The following is a 19,039-nucleotide window of genomic DNA, read 5'->3' as shown; positions in this document are numbered from 1 at the left end:
AGATGACATTGCCGACAACATTGCGCGTCCGTTCGCCTCTGCCAATCCTCTTTTTTGCAGGCTTCTTGGCGCTGGCCGGATGCGCAACCCAATCTCCCGGGCCTGTCGGGCCGATTTCAACCGGAAATCCGCGGGTCGATCCCGTCCCCGGAACAGAGGGTGAGGGCACGGATACGGCAGGGGTTGAAGAAGAGGATATGGACGATCTCAGCATTCCTGCGGGCCCCTATACGCCGCCGCATATGGAAGGACGCGAGATTATTCGCGCCGGGGTCTTATTGCCCTTCTCGCACCCAAATGAGCGCGTGCGGCAACAGGCCGAAGGCATGCTCGCCGGGATCGAGCTAGCTCTGTTTGATTTTGATAATCCCAATCTCGTGCTGATCCCGACCGATACAGGTGGATCCTTGAGCCAAGCGGTCAGCGCAGCTGAAGGGCTTCGTGATAAACAAGTGGATGTGGTTTTAGGCCCGCTCTTCGGCGCGAATGTGCAGCCGGTCAAAGAAGCGCTGACACCGGAAGTTGAGACTGGTTTCTTCGGCATGGGCGCAGAGCCGGCTGAAGATGCAAAGCCGGTGATTGCCTTTTCCAATGACCGATCTGTGGCGAGCTATGGCGCTTGGTTGGCATCGATTGCGCCGGAAGAGGAAGTCTCTGCTATTGTCGAATATGCAGCGTTGAGAGGCTATGACCAATTCGCGTTTTTCGGGCCACAAAGCAGCCTTGGCACGCGGATCGAAGCGGCGATGCAGACGGCGGTTCTGCAAAATGGCGGCTTCATGCTGACCTCTGGCTTCTATCCAGCCTCGTCTAATAATCCGAATACCGAGGCCGAATATTTCGCCTCAACCATCGCCTCTGCAGTTGCCTCAGGGGCTCGGGTCGCGGTTTTGGTGCCTGAACGCGGCAACCGGTTGCGCCGCATTGCACCACTGCTCGCCTATCATGGGGTTGATACGCGGACGGTTAAAATGCTCGGCACGAGCAGCTGGGATGATCCAGATGTTTGGCGTGAGCCGAGCTTGCGGGGCGCTTGGTTCCCGACGGCGCCTTCGGCAGATATCGCAGATTTTGAAACCCGGTTTGCCCGCCTTTATGGCGCAGCGCCGTCTTCGCTCGCCGCGGTGTCTTATGATGCGGCGGCATTGGTTGCTGCTCTGTCCGAAGATGGCACGCTGACGCCAGGCGAATTGATCAATCGCGATGGCTTTATGGGTGTGAACGGCCTGTTCCGCTTCCGCGATGACGGCACAGCGGAACGCTCGCTGGCGATTATGGAGATTGATCCGACGGCCGAAGACGGCAGCGGGGTTACAGAAATCCTGCCCGTCTCGCCAAGCTTCGACCCAACAATCGGCTAAGCCTCGGCCCCTTCGGGAGCAGGAGCGGCGGGAAGACCCAATAGACGACGGGCTGCGATACGATGCGGCTCGCGGATATGCGCCCCAACAATCCCAAGAGCTGTTGCGAGCACGGTCGCATCATCAGTGAAACCGAGCCCCGTCAGAACGTCTGGAATGGCGTCGACAGGTAGGACGAAATATCCGAGCGCCGCGAACAGCACCATTTTGACCTTCATCGGGGTCTCAGCATCGATTGCACAATAATAGGCTGAGGCTAAATCATCAGCGAATGGAATACGCCCAGCCACCCGCAAAAGCTTGGGAACAAGCTTGCGTTTGGTGCGTTTTCGCTGCCGTTCCGTCGGGATCGGAAGCTGTGTCGGGACAGTTTCACCGTTTTCTATGATGATTTCCGTGGGGTCAGACATTGGCCGCTAGCGTACTTCCTTCTACATCGCCTCCAGTACCCATATTGGAGGACTTCTCATGGAACTCAACTCAAACATTTCTGCCGTCATCACCGGAGGCGCTTCGGGCCTAGGCGCAGCAACGGCAAGACTGCTCGCGAGTCATGGCGTTAAATGCGCGCTTTTCGATCTAAATGCGGAAAAAGGCGAAGCCGTGGCGAGCGAGATTGGCGGTGTCTTTTGCGAGGTCAACGTGACCTCTGATGAGAGCGTCGATGCCGGATTTGAAAAAGCACGCGCCGCGATCGGCCAAGAGCGGATCTTGATCAATTGCGCTGGCACTGGCAACGCAATCAAAACCGCAAGCCGCAATAAAGAGACCGGCGAGATCACGCATTTCCCGCTCGATAAATTTGACCTGATCATTCAAATCAACTTGGTCGGCACATTCCGCTGCATCGCAAAATCGGCGGCTGGCATGATGACGCTCGACCCAATCAATGGTGAGCGCGGCGCGATGGTGAACACGGCCTCTGTTGCCGCTGAAGATGGTCAGATTGGCCAGGCTTCTTATTCTGCGTCTAAGGGCGGTGTGGTTGGTATGACCCTGCCAATCGCGCGCGACCTATCGCGGGAACTGATCCGCGTGAATACAATCCTGCCTGGCATCTTTGACACACCGCTTCTAGCCGGTGCGCCTGAAAAAGTGCGCCAAGCGCTTGGCGCTCAAGTGCCAAACCCAGCGCGGCTGGGCAATCCAGACGAATATGCGTCTTTGGCCGTCGAAATGTGTAAGAACGGGTACTTTAACGGTGAAGACGTTCGGCTTGACGGCGCGATCCGCATGGCGCCTCGCTAAGACGGACGCCCGTATCGAAAAGGTCAAAGCCCGCCAGATTGGCGGGCTTTTTCCACTCTACAGATACTCTACTAAACTCTACGCAGCAGGGGATCACACGTCTGGACGTACGATACGCCCTGCTAGGTTCATCAAAACCTCATCGGCGTTAAAAAAGGATGGATCATCTGGCTTTTCGCCTTTGCCCATGACGATTTCTGACGTCGCTTCGTAGCGAACGATCTCGCGGAAATCGAATCCGTTGCCCCAGAATGGGTCGTGATAGCCGTATGGGCCGTGAAAGCCACGGAACGCGGCGCGGCGGGAATACCAACTGTGCGGATAGCCATAGAGGCGACCAGTTCGCCCGTAGAAACGGTAATCACACAGGAAACCGGAATAGAATGGATCGTGGAAGCCGGTCGATACGACGCGCCGGTTTTCGTCTGTGGCGCGCTGAACGACTGAGAAATAGTCATAGCCTTCCATATCGGTGAGCTCAGCGGCGCGATACAGGAGATAGGTTTCGACGGTTTGCCGGTCGGTCAGACTGTTGCCAGCAAAGCTGATTTGCCATCGATTGCTTTCGATTTGCTGGTTGGCATATCCGCGTTGATTGTCGGTTGCGGCTTGATAGGGCGTCGCTGTTGCGCAGGCGCTTAATACCGCAAGGGCCGCCAATGCAGATGTAAGACGTAGTTCAGTCATTTCCGTCGATCTCCTCAGCCTAAGCATTCACGTTCAGTTAACATATGCAAGCTGAACGCCAGATAAATCGCGAAACTGTGACCCGCGTCACGGTCTGCTGAGGCAGGTTTTGTTAAAAGAAAGTCCGGGGGACGCAGGTGGAGGTGACCTCTCTTTCTCCTTGCTTTCACAGCGTCATCTTAAGGGGGGCAGCAGGCAAAGCCCCCCTCTTTTTTTGCCGACAGCGCTATTCGTCACCTTTGAACAGGATGACTTTTTGGTGCGGGAATGGGATTTCGATACCGGCTTCATCCAAAGCCTTTTTGACCAGTTCCGGCACGGTGAACCGTACATCAAACCAATGCTCGCCTTTGACAAACGGCCGGGTGGCAAAATCGACCGAGCTATCATTTAGGGTCGAAACCACGATGACCGGCTCCGGATCATCCAAAATTAGCGGGTGATCGGCGAAAACTTTCTTGATCACGTCGCGGGTTTTGTCGATGTCGGAATCGTAAGACACACCAAAGGTCAGCTCTACGCCGCGCACTTCGTGATGGCTGTGATTGACGATTTGCTCACCCCAGATTTTCCCGTTCGGAATAATGATCTGTTGATGGTCAAATGTCCGCAGCACGGTGGTGAAAAGCGTAATCTCTTCGACATTGCCGAAATTGCCTGCCGCGTCGATAAAATCGCCAACTTTGTACGGCCGGAAGATCATCAGCATGACGCCCGCCGCCAAGTTCGACATGGCCCCTTGCAGCGCGAGACCAACGGCTAGACCCGCGGCACCGAGAAGCGCAACGATTGAAGTGGTTTCCACGCCAAACCGGTTCAGAACAGCGATCACTACGAATGCGAGGATGACGTAACGCGCCAAGCTTCCGAGGAAGTTGAACAGCGTATCGTCGAGATTTTTGTGCTGCTTACCGATGCCGCGCACAAAGGCGCCTACTCGGCCCGCGATCCAGAAACCAACAATCAGAATAACCAAGGCTAACAAGACGTTGGTGGCGCCAGATAAGATCGGGCCTGCCTGCGCTTCCATGCCGATTGGCTCTAAGATTTGCTCTAAAAATTCCATGTGAACGAAACCCCCTTTATGTGTTCGATCCGGGGAGCTGAGCGCTTTCGCCTTGTCCCCATGCGTGATGTTAGGGGGAGAATTGTCTGGCAGGCAAGGGCGCGAGAACAGAGCTGGCTGCAAAGAAAAAGGGCGAACCAATGGCCCGCCCTCTCAAATCCGATGGAAATAAAGCTACGCCGCAGCGGCGCCCATGACGGCTTTCACTTCGAGGAATTCCTCAAACCCGTGCTCGCCCCATTCGCGGCCATTGCCTGACTGCTTATAGCCGCCAAATGGTGCAGAGAAGTCTGGACCTTGGCCGTTCACTTGGATCTGTCCCGCGCGGATGCGATTGGCGATTTTCGCTGCTTCAGCAGGCTCGCCTTGCACATAGCCCGCCAGGCCATATTCGGTGTCATTGGCCATTTCGACCGCTTCATCGACACTGTCATAAGGGATCATGACCAAGACCGGTCCGAAGATTTCTTCGCGGGCAATAGTCATCTCATTGGTGACATCTGCGAACACGGTTGGGCGCGCAAAGTAGCCGCGATTGAGGCCTTCTGGGCGTCCGGTGCCGCCGGCAACAAGGGTTGCGCCCTCGTCGATGCCTTTTTGGATCAGATCCTGGACTTTTGCATATTGGTTGCCGTTTGAGATTGGGCCAATCGCGCCTTTGTCGGCTTCGCGCGGCATTTGCACTTTGACCGCTTCAGCCGCCGCTTTCGCGATCGCTTTGGCTTCTTCATTGCTCTCACGCGGAACAAACATCCGGCTTGGAGCGTTACAAGACTGACCGGAATTGGTCATCATTTGCATGACGCCGCCACCGACCGCTTTTTGAAGATCGGCGCTTGGCAGGACAATGTTTGGCGACTTACCGCCAAGCTCTTGAGCGACGCGTTTCACAGTTGGCGCCGCGGCTTGAGCCACCAGGATGCCGGCGCGGGTTGAGCCAGTGAAGCTCATCATGTCGACGTCTGGGTGGCCAGAGAGGTGTGCGCCGACGCTTGGGCCGTCGCCATTTACAAGGTTAAACACGCCAGGCGGAACACCAGCTTCGTGCATAACTTCTGTGAAGATCATCGCATTTAGAGGCGAGATTTCAGATGGCTTCAGGACCATTGTGCAGCCGGCGGCGATCGCTGGTGCAACTTTACAAGTGATCTGGTTCAGCGGCCAATTCCATGGCGTGATGAAGCCGCAAACGCCGATCGGCTCTTTGCGTAGCAGAGTGGTGCCGCGCTGTTCTTCAAACTCATAATTGCGCAGAATCTGGCTCATGGTTGCGACATGGCCCATGCCGGCTGGGACTTGCGCGGCATTCGCGAGCCACATCGGCGCGCCCATCTCGTCTGAAATGGCTTCGGCCATTTCGCCCATACGAGCCTGGATGCCCGCAGTGATTTTATCGAGCAGGTCCGCGCGATACTCGACACTGGTTTGGGAGAAGGTCTCGAAGGCGGCCTTTGCGGCGGCGACGGCTTTATCAACGTCAGCCGAAGAGCCAAGCGAGATGGTCGCAAATGGTTCTTCAGTGGCTGGGTTTTCGACGTCGAGCGTGCGCGGTTCGACCGGGTCGACCCATTCGCCATTAATATAGAATTGGAGATACTCTTTCATGGCTTACGCCTCCCGTGATATGTTTAGGTTTCGCCGCGTGCAGAAGCCTGACACGAGCGTCACCGTTTATTTAAGCACAGCAATGCCTCGAGGGAAGCCCACACGCAGCGGAAACGCGCGTTCTCTCACGGGCTTGTGTGCTGTTTTTCTAGCAGCATGAGTTAGAATGTCGGGATGACGGTTCTTACAAATGGCCAGCGTGAGCGCGACCTGCTCGAACGCATTCCAGTGCCAGACCTCGTGCGTGCTTGGCGCCAGGATTTCGGGATCGACGTCGCTGCTTTGTTTGAAGGCGCTGACCAGATTGAGCTGAAACGCGATCCTGGTAGCGGCGTCTTACACTTTGATCCCCCCATCCTCGGTGATGCTGCTTTCTATCAACAGCTCCGCGCGTTCAAATGGTATCACCCTGCGCAAAAGCGCGAACACGTTCACGCGGCAAGCGTCGTAGCGGCAGGTGCGTTTGTGTTAGATGTTGGCGCTGGCATTGGCGATTTTGCGCGGCACCTTGAGCGTGTCGGCTATATCGGGCTCGAAAGCGATCCGGAGGCCATCCTTGCCGGGCGCCGGGCCGGTCGCGATCTACGGTGCCAGACAATGAGCACTTGGCGCGGCAGTGCCGATTATCGCCCCGCCAATATCATCACGGCGTTTCAAGTCCTCGAACATGTGCCCGCGCCACAGGATTTCATCGCCGAAATGATCCAGTGTCTCGCGCCAGATGGAACGCTGATGATCGGCGTGCCCGATGCCGAAAGCTATGTCGCAGACTTGCCTGACTTCATGCTCAACGCGCCGCCGCATCACATCACCTGGTGGACGGAAGCGGCGTTGAAGCATCTGCTAGAAACGGCAGGACTGAAGGTTGATGCAGTGACGCGATTCCAGGTCGAACCTTGGGAATATCAGCTTTGGTGGATGGCGAAACTCTCGAACTGGCTGCCAGGACGGAAAGCACGACGGTTCGGTCGCGCTTTGCGGTGGCGAAAGATTCTCGCATTCTGTTTGTCTTGGCCTTTGCAACGGGTGTCTCCGCCAAGGAGCGCGTGCGGGTCAACATTGCTGATCCAGGCGTCTCGAAAGGCTCGCTAGGCTTGCGGCGTATTGGCGAGGTCAACCACGTCTTCTAGACCCAAACTGCGCAGTAGGACACTGCCTTCAACTTGAACCAAGAGCTTCGCCGCATCGCGTTCTCGCGCCGCTTCATTTGGCGCAGCGAGCTGTTGTTTGCCCCACGCCACAAAGCCGCGTCCGATCCGTTCGCCGCAGGTCTTATAGAGCGGATCACCGCCAGCGGACAGTGCTGCAACTTCGAGCCAAAGCCTCAAATAAGGCCAGAACAGTTCGGATTTCATGTTCTCGACCAACATCGGCGCCAAGACGTCCAAAGGGAGCGGCTCTGGCGCGGTGGACTGTCCTAAGATGGCGGTGATCCGAGCTGCGATGCGATCGAGGACGGCCTCGATCAGCTCGTCCTTGTCCTTGAAATAATAGAGCAGCATTCGATCGCTCGTCCCGACGGCCTTGGCGAGCGGGCGGAGACTAGCATGCAGCAGGCCCTCCGCCAAAACGTGATCAGCCAGTTTGTCGATCAGCTCAGAACGTTTGTCTTGTGCCGCTGCCACCGCCAGCTCCTAGCGCACGCGGCCGCCGAAAATACCGCGCAAAACGTATTTGGTGATATCGCGAGCGATTGTGCGCGTGGCTGTGTTGACCGCGCGTTCAGTCGTGGTCATCCGCGAGCTGCGGCGGCGCGTGGTGGTTTTTTTCTTCTTCTTCTCGCGCGCTTTTTTCTTTTCAAGCTCTGCCGCGGCTTTCTCTTCTTCCTTAGCCAGTTTTTCAGCGGCCTCTGCAGCGTCTTCTTCCCGCTTCAGTAGGATTTCATAAGCCGACTCGCGGTCAATCGCTTCATCATACAGGCCAAGGACTGGACTGTTTTCCATCTCAGCTTTGCGTTCTTCTTCCGTGGCCGGGCCGAGCCTTGAGCTTGGCGGACGGATCAGCGTCCGTTGGACAATGCCAGGGGCGCCTTTCTCATCCAGGGTCGAGACCAAAGCTTCGCCCACACCGAGATCGGTAATCACTTCTTCGGCGTCAAAAGACGGGTTTTCTCGGAAAGACTGTGCGGCCGCTTTCACGCCTTTGCGTTCTGAAGGCGTATAAGCACGCAGGGCGTGCTGGATGCGGTTGCCGAGCTGGGCCAGCACGCTGTCGGGCAGGTCGCGCGGGTTTTGCGTGACAAAGAACACGCCAATCCCTTTTGAGCGGATCAGGCGCACGACTTGCTCAATTTTCTCCAAGAGCGCGCGCGGCGCATCATTGAACAGCAAGTGCGCTTCATCAAAAAAGAAGACCATTTTTGGTTTTTCTGGGTCGCCCACTTCTGGCAGCTCTTCGAACAGTTGCGACAAAAGCCAAAGCAAGAAGGTTGAATAGAGGCGGGGGCTGTTGATCAGCGTGGTCGAGTCGAGCACGTTGACGACCCCGCGGCCATCTCGCGTGGTGCGCATAAAGTCCTTCAGGTCCAGCGCCGGTTCGCCAAAGAATTGCTCCGCGCCTTCGCGCTCTAAAACGAGGAGGCGTCTTTGGATCGCGCCCAGGCTCGCAGTGGCGACATTGCCATATTCGCGGCTGATCGCATCCCGGACCTCTTTGTCTCCCATATGATTGAGCAGCTTCCGCAGGTCTTTCAGGTCGAGCAGCAGCATGCCTTCATCATCAGCATATTCAAACGCCACGGTGAGCACGCCTTCTTGGGTCTCAGACAGATCCATTAGACGTGAGAGGAGCAGCGGCCCCATATCAGAGATCGTGGTGCGGACCGGGTGACCCTTCTCACCAAATACGTCCCAAAACACAGTTGGCGTGGCGCCATAACCGTAATCTTCAAACCCGATTTTTTCGGCGCGAGAGACGAGTTTTGGATGCAGTTTATGCTCAGGCGATCCAGACACGCAGATCCCAGACAAGTCGCCTTTTACATCCGCACAGAAGACTGGCACGCCTTCATTCGCAAAGCCTTCGGCCAGGATTTGCAGCGTCACGGTTTTACCGGTACCCGTTGCGCCGGCGACGATGCCGTGGCGGTTGGCGCGATTGAGGAGCAGCGATTGCGCATCATTCGGCGTGCCCTCGCCATCCATATCTGCGCCGCCAATAAAGATCCTGTCACCCATGCTGAGCTCCCTCTGTAACGGCGGCAAAGTACTGTGTTTGCAAGGCGGAGCAAGAGATGAGCTCAGAACTGGGCGCTAATCGTCCGATTTACGAAACCCGTCTCGCATGTCTTGGCTCCAAAGCGGTTCTTGTCCATTGCGAATACGGCGCGCATCGTTCGTCCCCGGCGGCAAAGGATCGACGAACAAGTCCTTATCCGGCCAATGAAACCGGTTTGCCGCTTCGCGTTCGAAGCGTTTATCGCTAACAGAAAGCGAAATATAGCGCGGGTCAGCGAATAGGCTTTCGGGCGGAATGTCTCGTTCGGCAGCCGCGATCGCAACTTCGAACGGATCGGCGGGCGGGCAAGCGCCTTCCTCATGTCGCTTCAGTTTCAAACAATGCATTTTTTCGAGCACGGCCGCCACTTGTCCTGCTGAAACGGCATCAGCCGCATCCTGATTGGCCGACCCGACCGCCACAGAGTCCATCGATGCTACGACCTCTCCAGTTGGCGCGGTTTCTAATTGGGTGAGGACGCTTGGCGCGGCGGCTGGTGTCTGTGCGGGTTTGGGTGGGGGAGGTTCCGGCTCAGTTTCGGGCGGCGGTGCTGTAGCAGGTGGCGGCGCGGGATCTGGTTCCGGTTCAGGTTCGCTGTCGATCAGATCGGGTGTCTCCATTTCCTCAGGATCCAACTCGGCCAGCTCAATCTCTAAAATGTCAGGTTCGAACAGAATATCGGCTCGAAACTCATGTCCCAGAAAAACAGTCGCGATCGCAATATGCGCGCCTGTAGCAATCATTACGATTGCGGCGCGGCCCCACCGTTTGGATTTCCATCCTCCAGCCATGCGCGTTGCTTAGACCCAAAAACCTGCGATGCGCGCTTAATTCTCCGTAATTTGCGGGTCGGTGGCCAAGATCAAGACATCTTGAATTTCCTCTTTCACTCAAAGGGTCTATTCCCTGAGCATGCCGCTATCGATCATCATACCGACTTTGAACGAAGAGATGGCGCTTCCGGCAACGCTCGCCAGCGTTGCGGCATTGAACCCGCCGCCACAGGAGATCATTGTGGCAGACGCTGGCAGCGATGACCGAACGGTTGAGATTGCGCGCGCAGCGGGAGTCCAAGTTTTGACCGATCTTGTGCCGGGACGGGCCGGCCAAATGAATGCCGGTGCACGCAAAGCCCGGGGAGACCAGCTTTGCTTTCTGCATGCTGACACGGAAGTGCCATCTGATTTCGTGGATCTCGTCGACGGCGTGTTGCAGGATCACACGACCGCCCTTGCGGGGTTCATCTCGGTGATGCGCGGCGCGGCGGGTGTACGCCGGATCACGACCGCGCATAATTTTATCAAAACCTGGTACGCGCCGCTGCTTTTTCGGACGTTTTCTTTCTTCCGCGGCGCCCGGCTATTGTTCGGGGATCAAGTGATTGTTTGCCGCAAGCGCGACTTCGAAGCGGTTGGTGGTTGGGATCCCAGCCAAAAAATCATGGAAGAAGCGGATATGTGCCTGCGCATCGTGCGAGGCGGGTTTGGCCGCGTTCGCCAGGTGCCGCGCAAAGTCTGGTCGTCCGATCGGCGCGTCGCTGAATGGGGCTTTTGGCGCGCCAATCTGACTTATCTTTATGTCGGCCTCATGTGGGGATTTGGCGCGAAACCAGAACGGCTCTCACAGCATTACGAAGACGTTCGCTAGGTGCGAGAGACCGATCTGATTTTGCTCACTAGAACGGATCGGAAAGTTTCGGATCGGTATAGATGCTGACCCCTGTCAAGGTCAGCATAAAGGCTTCAAGCTGATCTTTTTCGGCCTCTGTCAGATTTAGCCGTTGCGGGTTCCCGCCCGGGAGCAGGCGATTATCAATCGTTGCCCGCCACTCTGAAAGGGGTGGTTCGCTGGCCGGCGCTTGGATGGCATCATAGTGATCGATGACATCTCGCAGGGTCGCCAGCGATCCATCATGCATGAAGGGGCCGTTTGAGCTGCCGCCTGGGCCAACCATATCGCGCAAGCTGGGCGATCGTGTATTGGTCAGGTCGAACTCTGTCACCGACCCGGCGACTGCAAAGACTCCATTGTGATCTGAGTTTGGGCGAATGTCGAATTCTGGGGCGCGGTGGCAGGCATTACAGCCGGCGCCATTATTGTTTGGGCCTTGCATAAACAGCGTCTTGCCGGCGTTTTCGTTGGCGGTGAAGTTTGGAAAATTGGCATTATTATTGTTCACCTGAGCGCGCCCTTCATCATAGCGCGAGTCAAAGGATTGGATGGATTTGGTGAACTGCGCGAGGGCTTCTTGAAGACGCGCCTCTGTGATGTCCGGATCGAGATAGACGAAGCGAAACAGTTCTTCATAATATTCCGTCGCTTGCATTTGGGCGATTAATGCATCGAGATCGGGTCGGCCATTTTGGCCGCTAAAGCCCATTTCATTATGATCTTGGATCGGTTGAGACTCTTGGGCTTCATGGCTGGGCGCGCGTTCATCCCAAAAGAAATTCTCTTCGTCTGCGAACATGGTGTTGATCAGACGCATAGAGTGGCGACCGGTTTGGCCACCTTCGACACCGGTGCTGACGATCCCGGCATCGCTAAACCCAAGCGATTGCACGTGACAGGTTGCGCAAGACACGGTGCCGTCGGTTGATAGCGATGTGTCGTAAAACAGAACGCGCCCCAAAGTTGCACCCGCATCTGTGATCGGATTGCCGCCATCATTCAATTTGGTGATATAATTAGGCACCGTTTGATTGGCGTAATTGTCGAGATTTTCGAGATCGATCGATCCGCCAAAGGTTGCAGTGATCGCGCTTTGGTCGACGGTCACATCGATTGTGAATGTATCGCTCGCCGTCTCGCCATCGGGATCTGTTGCGGTGCAGGTGACGGTCACCGTGCCAGAGGAATCTGGGCGGCCTGAAATCGTCGTACCGTTGAGCGAAAGACCTTTGGCATCCGCGCCAAAGTCGGCCGAGATCGTCAGGGTGTCATTATCAGCATCTGAAAATGTCCCGGAAACATCTAGGCTGAAATCAAACCCGACATTCGCGACTTGATCTGCAATCGCGGATGAAACGGCGGGCGCGGTGTTGGTCGTGGTTGCGGTGGGCGTGGTCGTGGTGGGCGTCGTACTCGATCCCCCGCCGCCGCAAGCCGAGACCAAGATAATCGCGCTCAGTGCGCCAAATATGTTTCGCATTATAGTCCTCCCGCAAGCACCAGGGTTTGGTGCTAGAACGATAAAACGCCTGGATTCGGGAATTCCGTCGCTGATTTTTATGACTTTTTTGTCATGCCTGAAGGCGCCAACCAGCAAATTTGATGGATCTCATTTTTCATGCCGAAACCCTGGTGAGATAGGGGATGACCGGGACGCATCTGGGAAGCAGAGCGATGTTCGCGGTTTGGAAGACAGTTGGTCCAATTTTGCTGTTGCAATTATTGATCGCCTTTATCTATTTGGGCTGGCCGTTCCTCCGGCGGATTGTTCAGGCGTGCGGGACTCTTATCGCGCGATATGTCCCCGAACCTGAGCCTGATCCGAGGTTTGAAGGAAAAACCGAGCAACCCTATCGCGGGAAATGGCGCGAAGCCGCTTATACGCGGCAAAACGAACGTGAGGGGGCGCATAAGACCCGTTCTCCCCCCTCTCAGGCGACGAGCGCGCGGGACGACTTTTTGCAGACGCTCGGACTATCGGGCTCGGTCTCGAAGGCCGAGCTGAAGCGCAGGTATCGCAAGCTCGCGAAGATCTACCATCCAGATCAGTTCACAGCCGCGCATCACACCGCTGTCGCGCGCAAAGAAGCGGCTGAGAAAATGCTCGCCATCAATGAAGCTTATGATTGGCTGGTTGCGAACCCGCGATTCTAGCTAGATTTCCTGGTTGTATGCGCCGATTTCTGGGTATTTTGCCAAGCGCGGTTTCACTTCTTCTCGGAACAGGGCGATCATGTCTTCTTCCGAACGCATACTCTCAACCACAACTGCGAATTCCGGCTTGTTCGAGCTTGCTCGGGCGAGCACCCAAGAGCCATCTTCGAGCGTCACGCGCGCGCCATTGACCGTGTTCACGTCAACGACTTTGCGGCCCAGAATTTCTGTGCCGAGCAGGCCCTTATATTCCTCAACGATACGCTCAATGACCTCATATTTCACTTCATCAGCGCAATGCGGCGACATGGTGAGCGAGGTGAAGGCGACGCCCAGCTCACCTTTCAAATCCGCCATAGTCTTGTCTGGATTGCGGTCGAGCATTTCCAAAATGGCTTTTGCCGCGACCAGCCCATCATCATAGCCGAGGCCAATCGGCGGGCGGAAGAAGAAATGGCCGGATTTTTCAAAACCCGCCAAGGCATCGAGATCGGTCGTCCGGCGCTTAATATAAGAGTGACCCGTCTTGTGATAATCGACCGTCGAGCCATTGGCTTCAAGCACTGGGTCAGTCTTGTAGAGGCCGGTCGATTTCACATCGACGACGAATTTTGCGCCCGGATATTCTTTCGACAGATCGCGGGCCAGCATCAGGCCAATCTTATCGGCGAAGATCTCGTCACCGGTATTATCGATCACGCCGCAGCGGTCGCCATCTCCATCGAACCCAAGCGCGATATCCGCCCCAAGCTCTTTAACCGCGGCCGACATGGCATGCAGCATCGCCGCGTCTTCTGGGTTTGGATTATATTTCGGGAAGGTGTTGTCGAGATCGCAATCCATCTCGATCACTTCAACGCCCATCTTACGCAAAGCATCGGGAGCAAACGCGCCAGCTGTGCCATTGCCGCAGGCAGCAATAACTTTCAAAGGCCGTTTGATCGACACGCCTTCGGCGACGGCATCGATATATTTTTCGCGAATTCCGTCGACGCGGAAATGTCCGCCGCCGGCGCGCGGTTGGAACTCGCCGTTTAGAACGATCTCCTTGAGGCGGCCCATTTCATCTGGCCCGAAGGTAAGCGGCCGGTTCGCGCCCATTTTAACGCCGGTCCAGCCATTTTCATTATGGCTCGCTGTGACCATGGCGCAGCAAGCGCAATCTAGCTCAAACTGGCTCCAATAGACCATTGGTGAGAGTGCCAGGCCCACATCCAGAACCTCACATCCGCCTTGCACCATGCCAAGGATCAGCGCGTTTTTAATCGGCTGGCTGATCGACCGGAAGTCGTGTCCAGTGACGACTTTTGGCTCAACGCCGAGTTCATGGAACAGTGTCGCCATGCCGAGGCCGAGCGCTTGCACACCCGTGAGGTTCAGTTCCGGTGTTTTCTCATGGCCAATGCCATTAAACCACCATCGCGCATCATACTCCCGAAAGCCGGTTGGCTTTACCAAAGGCAAGATTTCAAAGTCGAGCGTGTTCGGTGCGATGTCCGCGCGCGGTTTAGGCAGCATTGTTACGTCCTGATCAAAATTTTCCCCAAAGGGCGTTGAGCAGAATGCGGTGCAATAAGCAAGCCACAGACGGTTAAGTCATTCATATCGCACATTGAATGCTAAATATCCGTGGGACGAGGACGTGCCGTCGTGGTTTTTACGCGAATCGACCGCGCCGCCCCTTAGTCTGGCGGGTTGTTTTCATTTCCAGCTTTGCTGAATCGCACCTGTGCAACGGCGCAAAGTGTCAGCACGATCGCCGACACACTAGCCGCCAGGACCGCGTTGCCGGTCCAGCCCCAAAGATCATAAGCGCTGGTGCCCGCCCAGCTGGCCAGGCCGCCGCCGACAAACATCATGACAATGTAAATCGTCATCAATCGGGTGCGAACATCCGGGGGTTCATTCAAAAACGTCATCCGCCCTGTGACATCGATGACGGGGCCGAAAATATTGGTGATCAGGATCGGGATCATGAGCAGCCACAAATTGTAGCCGAAAAAGAAGAACAGGCAGACGCCGAGGAACTGAAAAATCGCGACAATCAGCCTGGCTTTGCGGGCGCCGGTTTTGTCTGCCCAGGCGCCGAAACGCGGAGTTGTGACCAAGTTCACAATCGCGAAAAGGGCGAGATAGCCAACCACATCGACGCCATAGCCCATTTCTGGGCTGGTTAAATGCAAGCCAATCCCGAGCCAGATTGAGATGAAAATCCCAAAGTTGAGGCCTTGTATCGCGCCAGAAAGAATGAGGTCTGGGTATCGCCCGATCATTGGCACCATTGAGAAGATCAGCTTGGCATACGAGCTGCTGGTCGCATTTGTAGAAGCCCTTTCCCGCTTATCCATGCTGAAGGGCAGGATGATCGCGACGAGAAACATCAGGCCTGTCGCAACATAATAGACGGTCCGCCAGCCAAAATACTCGGCAATGACGCCGGCCCCGGCCCGGGCGGATAGAATGCCCGCGATAATGCCGGTCGTGAGAATCGCGGTGACTTTCCCAAGCTCGCTCGGATCCACGCGTTTCGAGGCATAGGTTGGTAACAAGTAGGGCGCGATGGTCATGAAGCCCAGCGCCGTCGAGCCAATCAGAAATAGCCTAAAGTCCGAGGAAAATGTCATCACCGCGATGGAGACAAACTGCCCGGCCACGAAGATCGCCGTCAGGGTGCGATTGCTATACCGGTCGCCGAGCGGCAGCAGTAAAAAGATACCGAGCGCCAGTGCCAATTGGTTGAATGCGGGCACCAGACCAATGGTTGAAGAGCTAACTTGGAAGTCCTCAGCCACTCGAGCGATGATCGGGTGAATATAATAGGCATTGGCTGTGACCACGGCTGAAGCCAGCGTCAGAATCCAAACTTGGCGAGCGCTTAAACGAGGTGTTTCGGGGGCAGGTGTATCAGACACAAGGCCCAGCTTAAGGCGAGCCGGTGAGCGCTGAAAACCCTGCCGCGACGCTAATCCATATGGCTTTTCAGGAACCGCGCCATCCATTGCCCGGTTTGATCATTGTCAATTGGATCTTCAAAGCTCGCTTCTGCCGCGTCGACCATATCGACTGGCAGCTTCGTCCCTTTCCGCACGGCATAGAGCGCACAAGAAAACCCAGAGCTAAACTCGGGATGACCCTGGAAGCTAATCGCCTTCGCCTCTGGATATGCCAGCGCAGCATAGGCGCAGAAGGCGTTTTGCGCGACGAGGATTGCGCCTGGGGGCAGGGAGAGAACTTGGTCTTGGTGACTGACACCGAGGCTAAAGGAAGAGGGCGGTTGGTCTCCCATCCAAGCCTGCGGGGCGGACACGTCATAGACATGACGCCCAATGCCCCAGCCTTTTTCTGATTTGTCGACGTCAGCGCCGAGTGCATTCGCGATCGCTTGGTGCCCGAAACAGATCCCGATTTGAGGTGTTTGCGCCGCTGCGGCCTCTCGAATGAAATCCATAAGCGGCGCCAACCAGGGGAGGTCATCATAAACGCCAGCAGCCGACCCTGTGATCAGGATCGCTTCGAGTGCGGCTGGGTCTGGCAACGCCGCCCCGCGCGATAGGGCGACGGTTTCAAACCGCCATCCAGCGAGGTGCGGTCCCAATAGGTCTTCAAACATCTCGGGATAGTCAGGCCAATCGCCCCTTATTTTTTCAGGCGGCTGTCCGGTTTCGATAATGGTCAGCGTTTTCATGGCGCCGCGGATAAAGCGGTTTCGATCCAAGCGTCAATTCGCTGTTCAAGCGCATCCAGCGGCATGGCGCCAGCGCCAAGTACGACATCGTGATAGGCGCGAATATCGAAGTCCTCGCCCAAAGCGTCTTTGGCTTTGGCGCGAAGTTCGAGAATTTTCAGCTCACCGACTTTGTAAGCGGTCGCTTGGCCGGGCCAGCCAATATAGCGGGTCACCTCGGTTTGGATGTTGAGCGGGGCCAGCGCAGTGTTCTCGATGAAACAGGCTTCAGCCTCAGCGCGCGTCCAGCCATAATGATGTAAGCCCGTATCGGCGACCAAGCGGCAGGCGCGCCACATTTCATAAGAGAGCTGCCCAAACCGCTCATACGGCGTGCGATAGAACCCGGCCTCGCCGGCGAGTTTTTCTGCATAAAGGCCCCAGCCTTCACCGAAAGCCGTTGGATAGAAAGACTTCCGGAATTCCGGCACGCCAACAAGTTCTTGCGCCAAAGCGATCTGCAAGTGGTGCCCGGGCACGGCCTCATGCGCAGACAGCGCGGGTAGCTCGTAAAGTGGCCGCTGATCGAGCGCGTAAGTGTTGACCAAATAGGTGCCGGCGATGCCTTTTTCGGCATCCCCGCCGGAATAGCGGCCGGTCGTATAGCCCGGCGCGATTGCGGCTGGAACTGCTTCAACACCGTAAGGCAGCCGCGGCAGAGTCTTAAAGTAACGCGGCAATATCGCATCGAGCCGTTTGCTCATTTCCGAAGCTTTTTCCAAAAGCTCCTCGGCCGATCCGGCGTAGAATTGAGGATCGGTGCGCAGAAACTCAACGAATTCAGCGAACGTGCCGTCAAACTCAACTTCCGCGATGATGGCTTCCATATTGGCGCGAATTCGAGCAACTTCGGCTTGGCCGAGCGCATGGATCTGTTCCGCGCTATAGCCTGCGCCCGCGGTGTGAAACCCCACCTCCATGGCATAAGTACCCTGACCACCTTCCAGTGTCGCGATACCTGCGCCTACGCGGGCGGCGGGTTGGTACTCTTCCTCCATGAATTTGAGTAGGTCGGCATACGCGCCGATTGCTGTTTGAACTGCCGTTTTGCCCTGCGTCTTCAAACTGGCGATCTCTTCTTCTGAGAGATTCGAGCTATCGAGTGACAAGAAGGGCGTGAACAATGTGCTCGCGGTTGGGTCGTCCACGATTTGCGCTTTGATTTGCGCAATCGATGTCGCGAGCGGATCGGAATGCTGGGTCCATCCGCTGTCGATTCCGCGCGTCATATTCGCGATATGATCGTCAAAATAGCGCGGCAAATCGTTGAGACGCGCGATCCAAGCTTCTGCTTTGGCGCGCGTGTTCGCACGCGTCCGCATCGCCGTGTATGGCGCTTCAGCGAAGAAGCCCCAATCTCCGACAAAAGGTATACGCGCAGTGTCGTAAGCATCCGCATTGATTTGGGCGGTTAGCAAATGGCGTAAGATGGCGATCTCGGGGTTTGCTGCCTCTGCCTCGATGGCGTTTAGCGTCTCGAGCATTTCCGCTGCCTGCTCGGCACGCGCTTTTACATATTCCGGCGACACGTCGGCCCAGCGGTCTGGCGCTGTGTCAGCCGCTTTCGCAGATTCTTCGGGATCTCCCGCCTCATTGAAGGCTTCATATTCCGCAATCAGGTCGGCCAGTGCATCGGCTGAGGCAATCGGGGTAGCTCCCCACAAGCAAAGGGCGGCGAAGAGCGGTCGGAGCAAAGCGTTCATGAATGAAAGATCCTATCAAATCACGGGGGGCAGGCTAGAATCGACAAGACGATCTGGAAAGACCCTAGACGGTTCCGCTTCACTTCACGCTGCGGCATGACATTTTGTGACCTTTATCAGAGCGCTGGTCGCGTTGACACGCCCCTCGACGCGCTTAAGAACGGCGCCCAAGCAAAGATGTTTGCACGGAGACTCATTATGGCAGGACCAGGAGGGGCTGACCCGCGCCCGCTATCGCCGCATTTGCAGATTTGGAAATGGCACTGGACCATGGCCGGTTCAATCTTTCACCGCGTTTCAGGCGCTGGCCTTTATGGCGGCGCCTTTTTGATTGGCGCATGGTTGATTGCCCTGGCCACTGGACCTGAGGCTTACGCTTTCGTTGAAACCATTGCGTTTAGCCTGCCTGGCCAAATCTTGCTCTTCCTCTGGTCGATGGCGGTTCTGTACCACTTCGCCAATGGCTTGCGGCATTTAATCTGGGACGGGCCGATGGTTGGCTTCAATCCAGGTTTGGCCAGCCTCTGGTCGATGTTCAATTTCGCGTTTGCGATCATCGGAGCGGCGGTCATTTGGTCGCTGGCTTCGTTCTACTAGGGGGCTA

Annotated in this window: 18 protein-coding genes; 6 read left to right on the top strand and 12 right to left on the bottom strand. The window is 56.3% G+C overall.

What is annotated here, in order from left to right; genetic code table 11:
• Positions 1-2: 2 nt before the first annotated feature.
• Positions 3-1,361 (top strand): penicillin-binding protein activator, encoded by a 1,359-nt coding sequence (locus MY069_RS06425; RefSeq protein ID WP_482796244.1) that lies wholly within the window; start codon positions 3-5, stop codon positions 1,359-1,361.
• Here MY069_RS06425 and MY069_RS06420 read toward each other — a convergent pair.
• Positions 1,358-1,771 carry a YkvA family protein gene (locus MY069_RS06420; protein WP_482796243.1) on the bottom strand — a complete coding sequence of 138 codons (414 nt, stop codon included), beginning with the start codon at positions 1,769-1,771 and terminating at the stop codon, positions 1,358-1,360. The two genes, MY069_RS06425 and MY069_RS06420, sit on opposite strands and share 4 nt — an antisense overlap.
• A gap of 58 nt (positions 1,772-1,829) precedes the next feature.
• On the opposite strand from MY069_RS06420, the gene MY069_RS06415 reads away from it, so the two are divergent.
• Positions 1,830-2,609, top strand: coding sequence for an SDR family NAD(P)-dependent oxidoreductase (locus MY069_RS06415; protein WP_482796242.1), 780 nt, complete (start codon positions 1,830-1,832; stop codon positions 2,607-2,609).
• Positions 2,610-2,702: 93 nt separating this feature from the next.
• On the opposite strand, the gene MY069_RS06410 is transcribed toward MY069_RS06415, so the two are convergent.
• The 3 genes from MY069_RS06410 to MY069_RS06400 form a co-directional block, all read right to left on the bottom strand.
• A complete protein-coding gene (locus MY069_RS06410; RefSeq protein ID WP_482796241.1) occupies positions 2,703-3,296 on the bottom strand; it encodes a CC0125/CC1285 family lipoprotein in 594 nt (197 codons plus the stop codon).
• Between the two features lie 226 nt (positions 3,297-3,522).
• The gene (locus tag MY069_RS06405; protein ID WP_482796684.1) at positions 3,523-4,326 is read right to left on the bottom strand and encodes a mechanosensitive ion channel family protein; all 804 of its coding nucleotides are present in this window, start codon (positions 4,324-4,326) and stop codon (positions 3,523-3,525) included.
• Positions 4,327-4,536: 210 nt separating this feature from the next.
• Positions 4,537-5,967 carry an aldehyde dehydrogenase family protein gene (locus MY069_RS06400; protein ID WP_482796240.1) on the bottom strand — a complete coding sequence of 477 codons (1,431 nt, stop codon included), beginning with the start codon at positions 5,965-5,967 and terminating at the stop codon, positions 4,537-4,539.
• Positions 5,968-6,141: 174 nt separating this feature from the next.
• On the opposite strand from MY069_RS06400, the gene MY069_RS06395 reads away from it, so the two are divergent.
• Complete coding sequence (locus tag MY069_RS06395; RefSeq protein WP_482796239.1) at positions 6,142-7,059, top strand: class I SAM-dependent methyltransferase; 918 nt, start codon at positions 6,142-6,144, stop codon at positions 7,057-7,059.
• On the opposite strand, the gene MY069_RS06390 is transcribed toward MY069_RS06395, so the two are convergent.
• The 3 genes from MY069_RS06390 to MY069_RS06380 all read right to left on the bottom strand — a co-directional run bounded on the left by MY069_RS06390 (position 7,056) and on the right by MY069_RS06380 (position 9,974).
• Positions 7,056-7,592 (bottom strand): TetR/AcrR family transcriptional regulator, encoded by a 537-nt coding sequence (locus tag MY069_RS06390; protein ID WP_482796238.1) that lies wholly within the window; start codon positions 7,590-7,592, stop codon positions 7,056-7,058. The two genes, MY069_RS06395 and MY069_RS06390, sit on opposite strands and share 4 nt — an antisense overlap.
• A 9-nt stretch (positions 7,593-7,601) precedes the next feature.
• Positions 7,602-9,143 carry a helicase HerA-like domain-containing protein gene (locus tag MY069_RS06385; protein WP_482796237.1) on the bottom strand — a complete coding sequence of 514 codons (1,542 nt, stop codon included), beginning with the start codon at positions 9,141-9,143 and terminating at the stop codon, positions 7,602-7,604.
• A 75-nt stretch (positions 9,144-9,218) separates the two neighbouring features.
• Entirely contained in the window at positions 9,219-9,974 is a 756-nt protein-coding gene (locus MY069_RS06380) for a hypothetical protein (protein WP_482796236.1), read from the bottom strand.
• Positions 9,975-10,095: 121 nt separating this feature from the next.
• Between MY069_RS06380 and MY069_RS06375 the strand changes: the two genes are divergently transcribed.
• On the top strand, positions 10,096-10,830 hold the full coding sequence (locus MY069_RS06375) for a TIGR04283 family arsenosugar biosynthesis glycosyltransferase (RefSeq protein ID WP_482796235.1): 735 nt from the start codon (positions 10,096-10,098) through the stop codon (positions 10,828-10,830).
• Positions 10,831-10,858: 28 nt separating this feature from the next.
• Here the strand turns inward: MY069_RS06375 and MY069_RS06370 are convergent, their stop codons facing one another.
• Positions 10,859-12,334 carry a cytochrome c peroxidase gene (locus MY069_RS06370; protein ID WP_482796234.1) on the bottom strand — a complete coding sequence of 492 codons (1,476 nt, stop codon included), beginning with the start codon at positions 12,332-12,334 and terminating at the stop codon, positions 10,859-10,861.
• A 164-nt stretch (positions 12,335-12,498) separates the two neighbouring features.
• Between MY069_RS06370 and MY069_RS06365 the strand changes: the two genes are divergently transcribed.
• The gene (locus MY069_RS06365) at positions 12,499-13,008 is read left to right on the top strand and encodes a DnaJ domain-containing protein (RefSeq protein WP_482796233.1); all 510 of its coding nucleotides are present in this window, start codon (positions 12,499-12,501) and stop codon (positions 13,006-13,008) included.
• On the opposite strand, the gene MY069_RS06360 is transcribed toward MY069_RS06365, so the two are convergent.
• The 4 genes from MY069_RS06360 to MY069_RS06345 all read right to left on the bottom strand — a co-directional run bounded on the left by MY069_RS06360 (position 13,009) and on the right by MY069_RS06345 (position 18,435).
• Positions 13,009-14,526 (bottom strand): phosphomannomutase/phosphoglucomutase, encoded by a 1,518-nt coding sequence (locus MY069_RS06360; protein WP_482796232.1) that lies wholly within the window; start codon positions 14,524-14,526, stop codon positions 13,009-13,011.
• 164 nt (positions 14,527-14,690) lie between these two features.
• Positions 14,691-15,920, bottom strand: a complete 1,230-nt coding sequence (locus MY069_RS06355; RefSeq protein ID WP_482796231.1) for an MFS transporter — start codon at positions 15,918-15,920, stop codon at positions 14,691-14,693.
• 50 nt (positions 15,921-15,970) lie between these two features.
• Positions 15,971-16,693 (bottom strand): type 1 glutamine amidotransferase, encoded by a 723-nt coding sequence (locus MY069_RS06350; RefSeq protein WP_482796230.1) that lies wholly within the window; start codon positions 16,691-16,693, stop codon positions 15,971-15,973.
• Positions 16,690-18,435, bottom strand: coding sequence for a DUF885 domain-containing protein (locus MY069_RS06345; RefSeq protein ID WP_482796229.1), 1,746 nt, complete (start codon positions 18,433-18,435; stop codon positions 16,690-16,692). Before MY069_RS06345 ends, MY069_RS06350 begins: the two co-directional genes overlap by 4 nt.
• Positions 18,436-18,633: 198 nt before the next feature.
• Between MY069_RS06345 and sdhC the strand changes: the two genes are divergently transcribed.
• Positions 18,634-19,032 (top strand): succinate dehydrogenase, cytochrome b556 subunit, encoded by a 399-nt coding sequence (gene sdhC, locus MY069_RS06340; protein WP_482796228.1) that lies wholly within the window; start codon positions 18,634-18,636, stop codon positions 19,030-19,032.
• Positions 19,033-19,039: the final 7 nt, after the last annotated feature.

It is taken from the genome of Hyphomonas sp. ske169, assembly GCF_056850855.1.
Note: the sequence above shows the minus strand (reverse complement) of the source record. Positions and strands in the feature narration are given on the sequence as shown.

What these genes read in the sequence shown, in the direction of transcription:
- MY069_RS06375 (WP_482796235.1), top strand. Translation starts at nt 10,096, where the DNA reads ATGCCGCTATCGATCATCATACCGACTTTGAACGAAGAGATGGCGCTT.
- sdhC (WP_482796228.1), top strand. Translation starts at nt 18,634, where the DNA reads ATGGCAGGACCAGGAGGGGCTGACCCGCGCCCGCTATCGCCGCATTTG.
- MY069_RS06385 (WP_482796237.1), bottom strand. Translation starts at nt 9,143, where the DNA reads ATGGGTGACAGGATCTTTATTGGCGGCGCAGATATGGATGGCGAGGGC.
- MY069_RS06360 (WP_482796232.1), bottom strand. Translation starts at nt 14,526, where the DNA reads ATGCTGCCTAAACCGCGCGCGGACATCGCACCGAACACGCTCGACTTT.
- MY069_RS06425 (WP_482796244.1), top strand. Translation starts at nt 3, where the DNA reads ATGACATTGCCGACAACATTGCGCGTCCGTTCGCCTCTGCCAATCCTC.
- MY069_RS06380 (WP_482796236.1), bottom strand. Translation starts at nt 9,974, where the DNA reads ATGGCTGGAGGATGGAAATCCAAACGGTGGGGCCGCGCCGCAATCGTA.
- MY069_RS06420 (WP_482796243.1), bottom strand. Translation starts at nt 1,771, where the DNA reads ATGTCTGACCCCACGGAAATCATCATAGAAAACGGTGAAACTGTCCCG.
- MY069_RS06400 (WP_482796240.1), bottom strand. Translation starts at nt 5,967, where the DNA reads ATGAAAGAGTATCTCCAATTCTATATTAATGGCGAATGGGTCGACCCG.
- MY069_RS06415 (WP_482796242.1), top strand. Translation starts at nt 1,830, where the DNA reads ATGGAACTCAACTCAAACATTTCTGCCGTCATCACCGGAGGCGCTTCG.
- MY069_RS06345 (WP_482796229.1), bottom strand. Translation starts at nt 18,435, where the DNA reads ATGAACGCTTTGCTCCGACCGCTCTTCGCCGCCCTTTGCTTGTGGGGA.
- MY069_RS06365 (WP_482796233.1), top strand. Translation starts at nt 12,499, where the DNA reads ATGACCGGGACGCATCTGGGAAGCAGAGCGATGTTCGCGGTTTGGAAG.
- MY069_RS06405 (WP_482796684.1), bottom strand. Translation starts at nt 4,326, where the DNA reads ATGGAAGCGCAGGCAGGCCCGATCTTATCTGGCGCCACCAACGTCTTG.
- MY069_RS06395 (WP_482796239.1), top strand. Translation starts at nt 6,142, where the DNA reads ATGACGGTTCTTACAAATGGCCAGCGTGAGCGCGACCTGCTCGAACGC.
- MY069_RS06410 (WP_482796241.1), bottom strand. Translation starts at nt 3,296, where the DNA reads ATGACTGAACTACGTCTTACATCTGCATTGGCGGCCCTTGCGGTATTA.
- MY069_RS06370 (WP_482796234.1), bottom strand. Translation starts at nt 12,334, where the DNA reads ATGCGAAACATATTTGGCGCACTGAGCGCGATTATCTTGGTCTCGGCT.
- MY069_RS06350 (WP_482796230.1), bottom strand. Translation starts at nt 16,693, where the DNA reads ATGAAAACGCTGACCATTATCGAAACCGGACAGCCGCCTGAAAAAATA.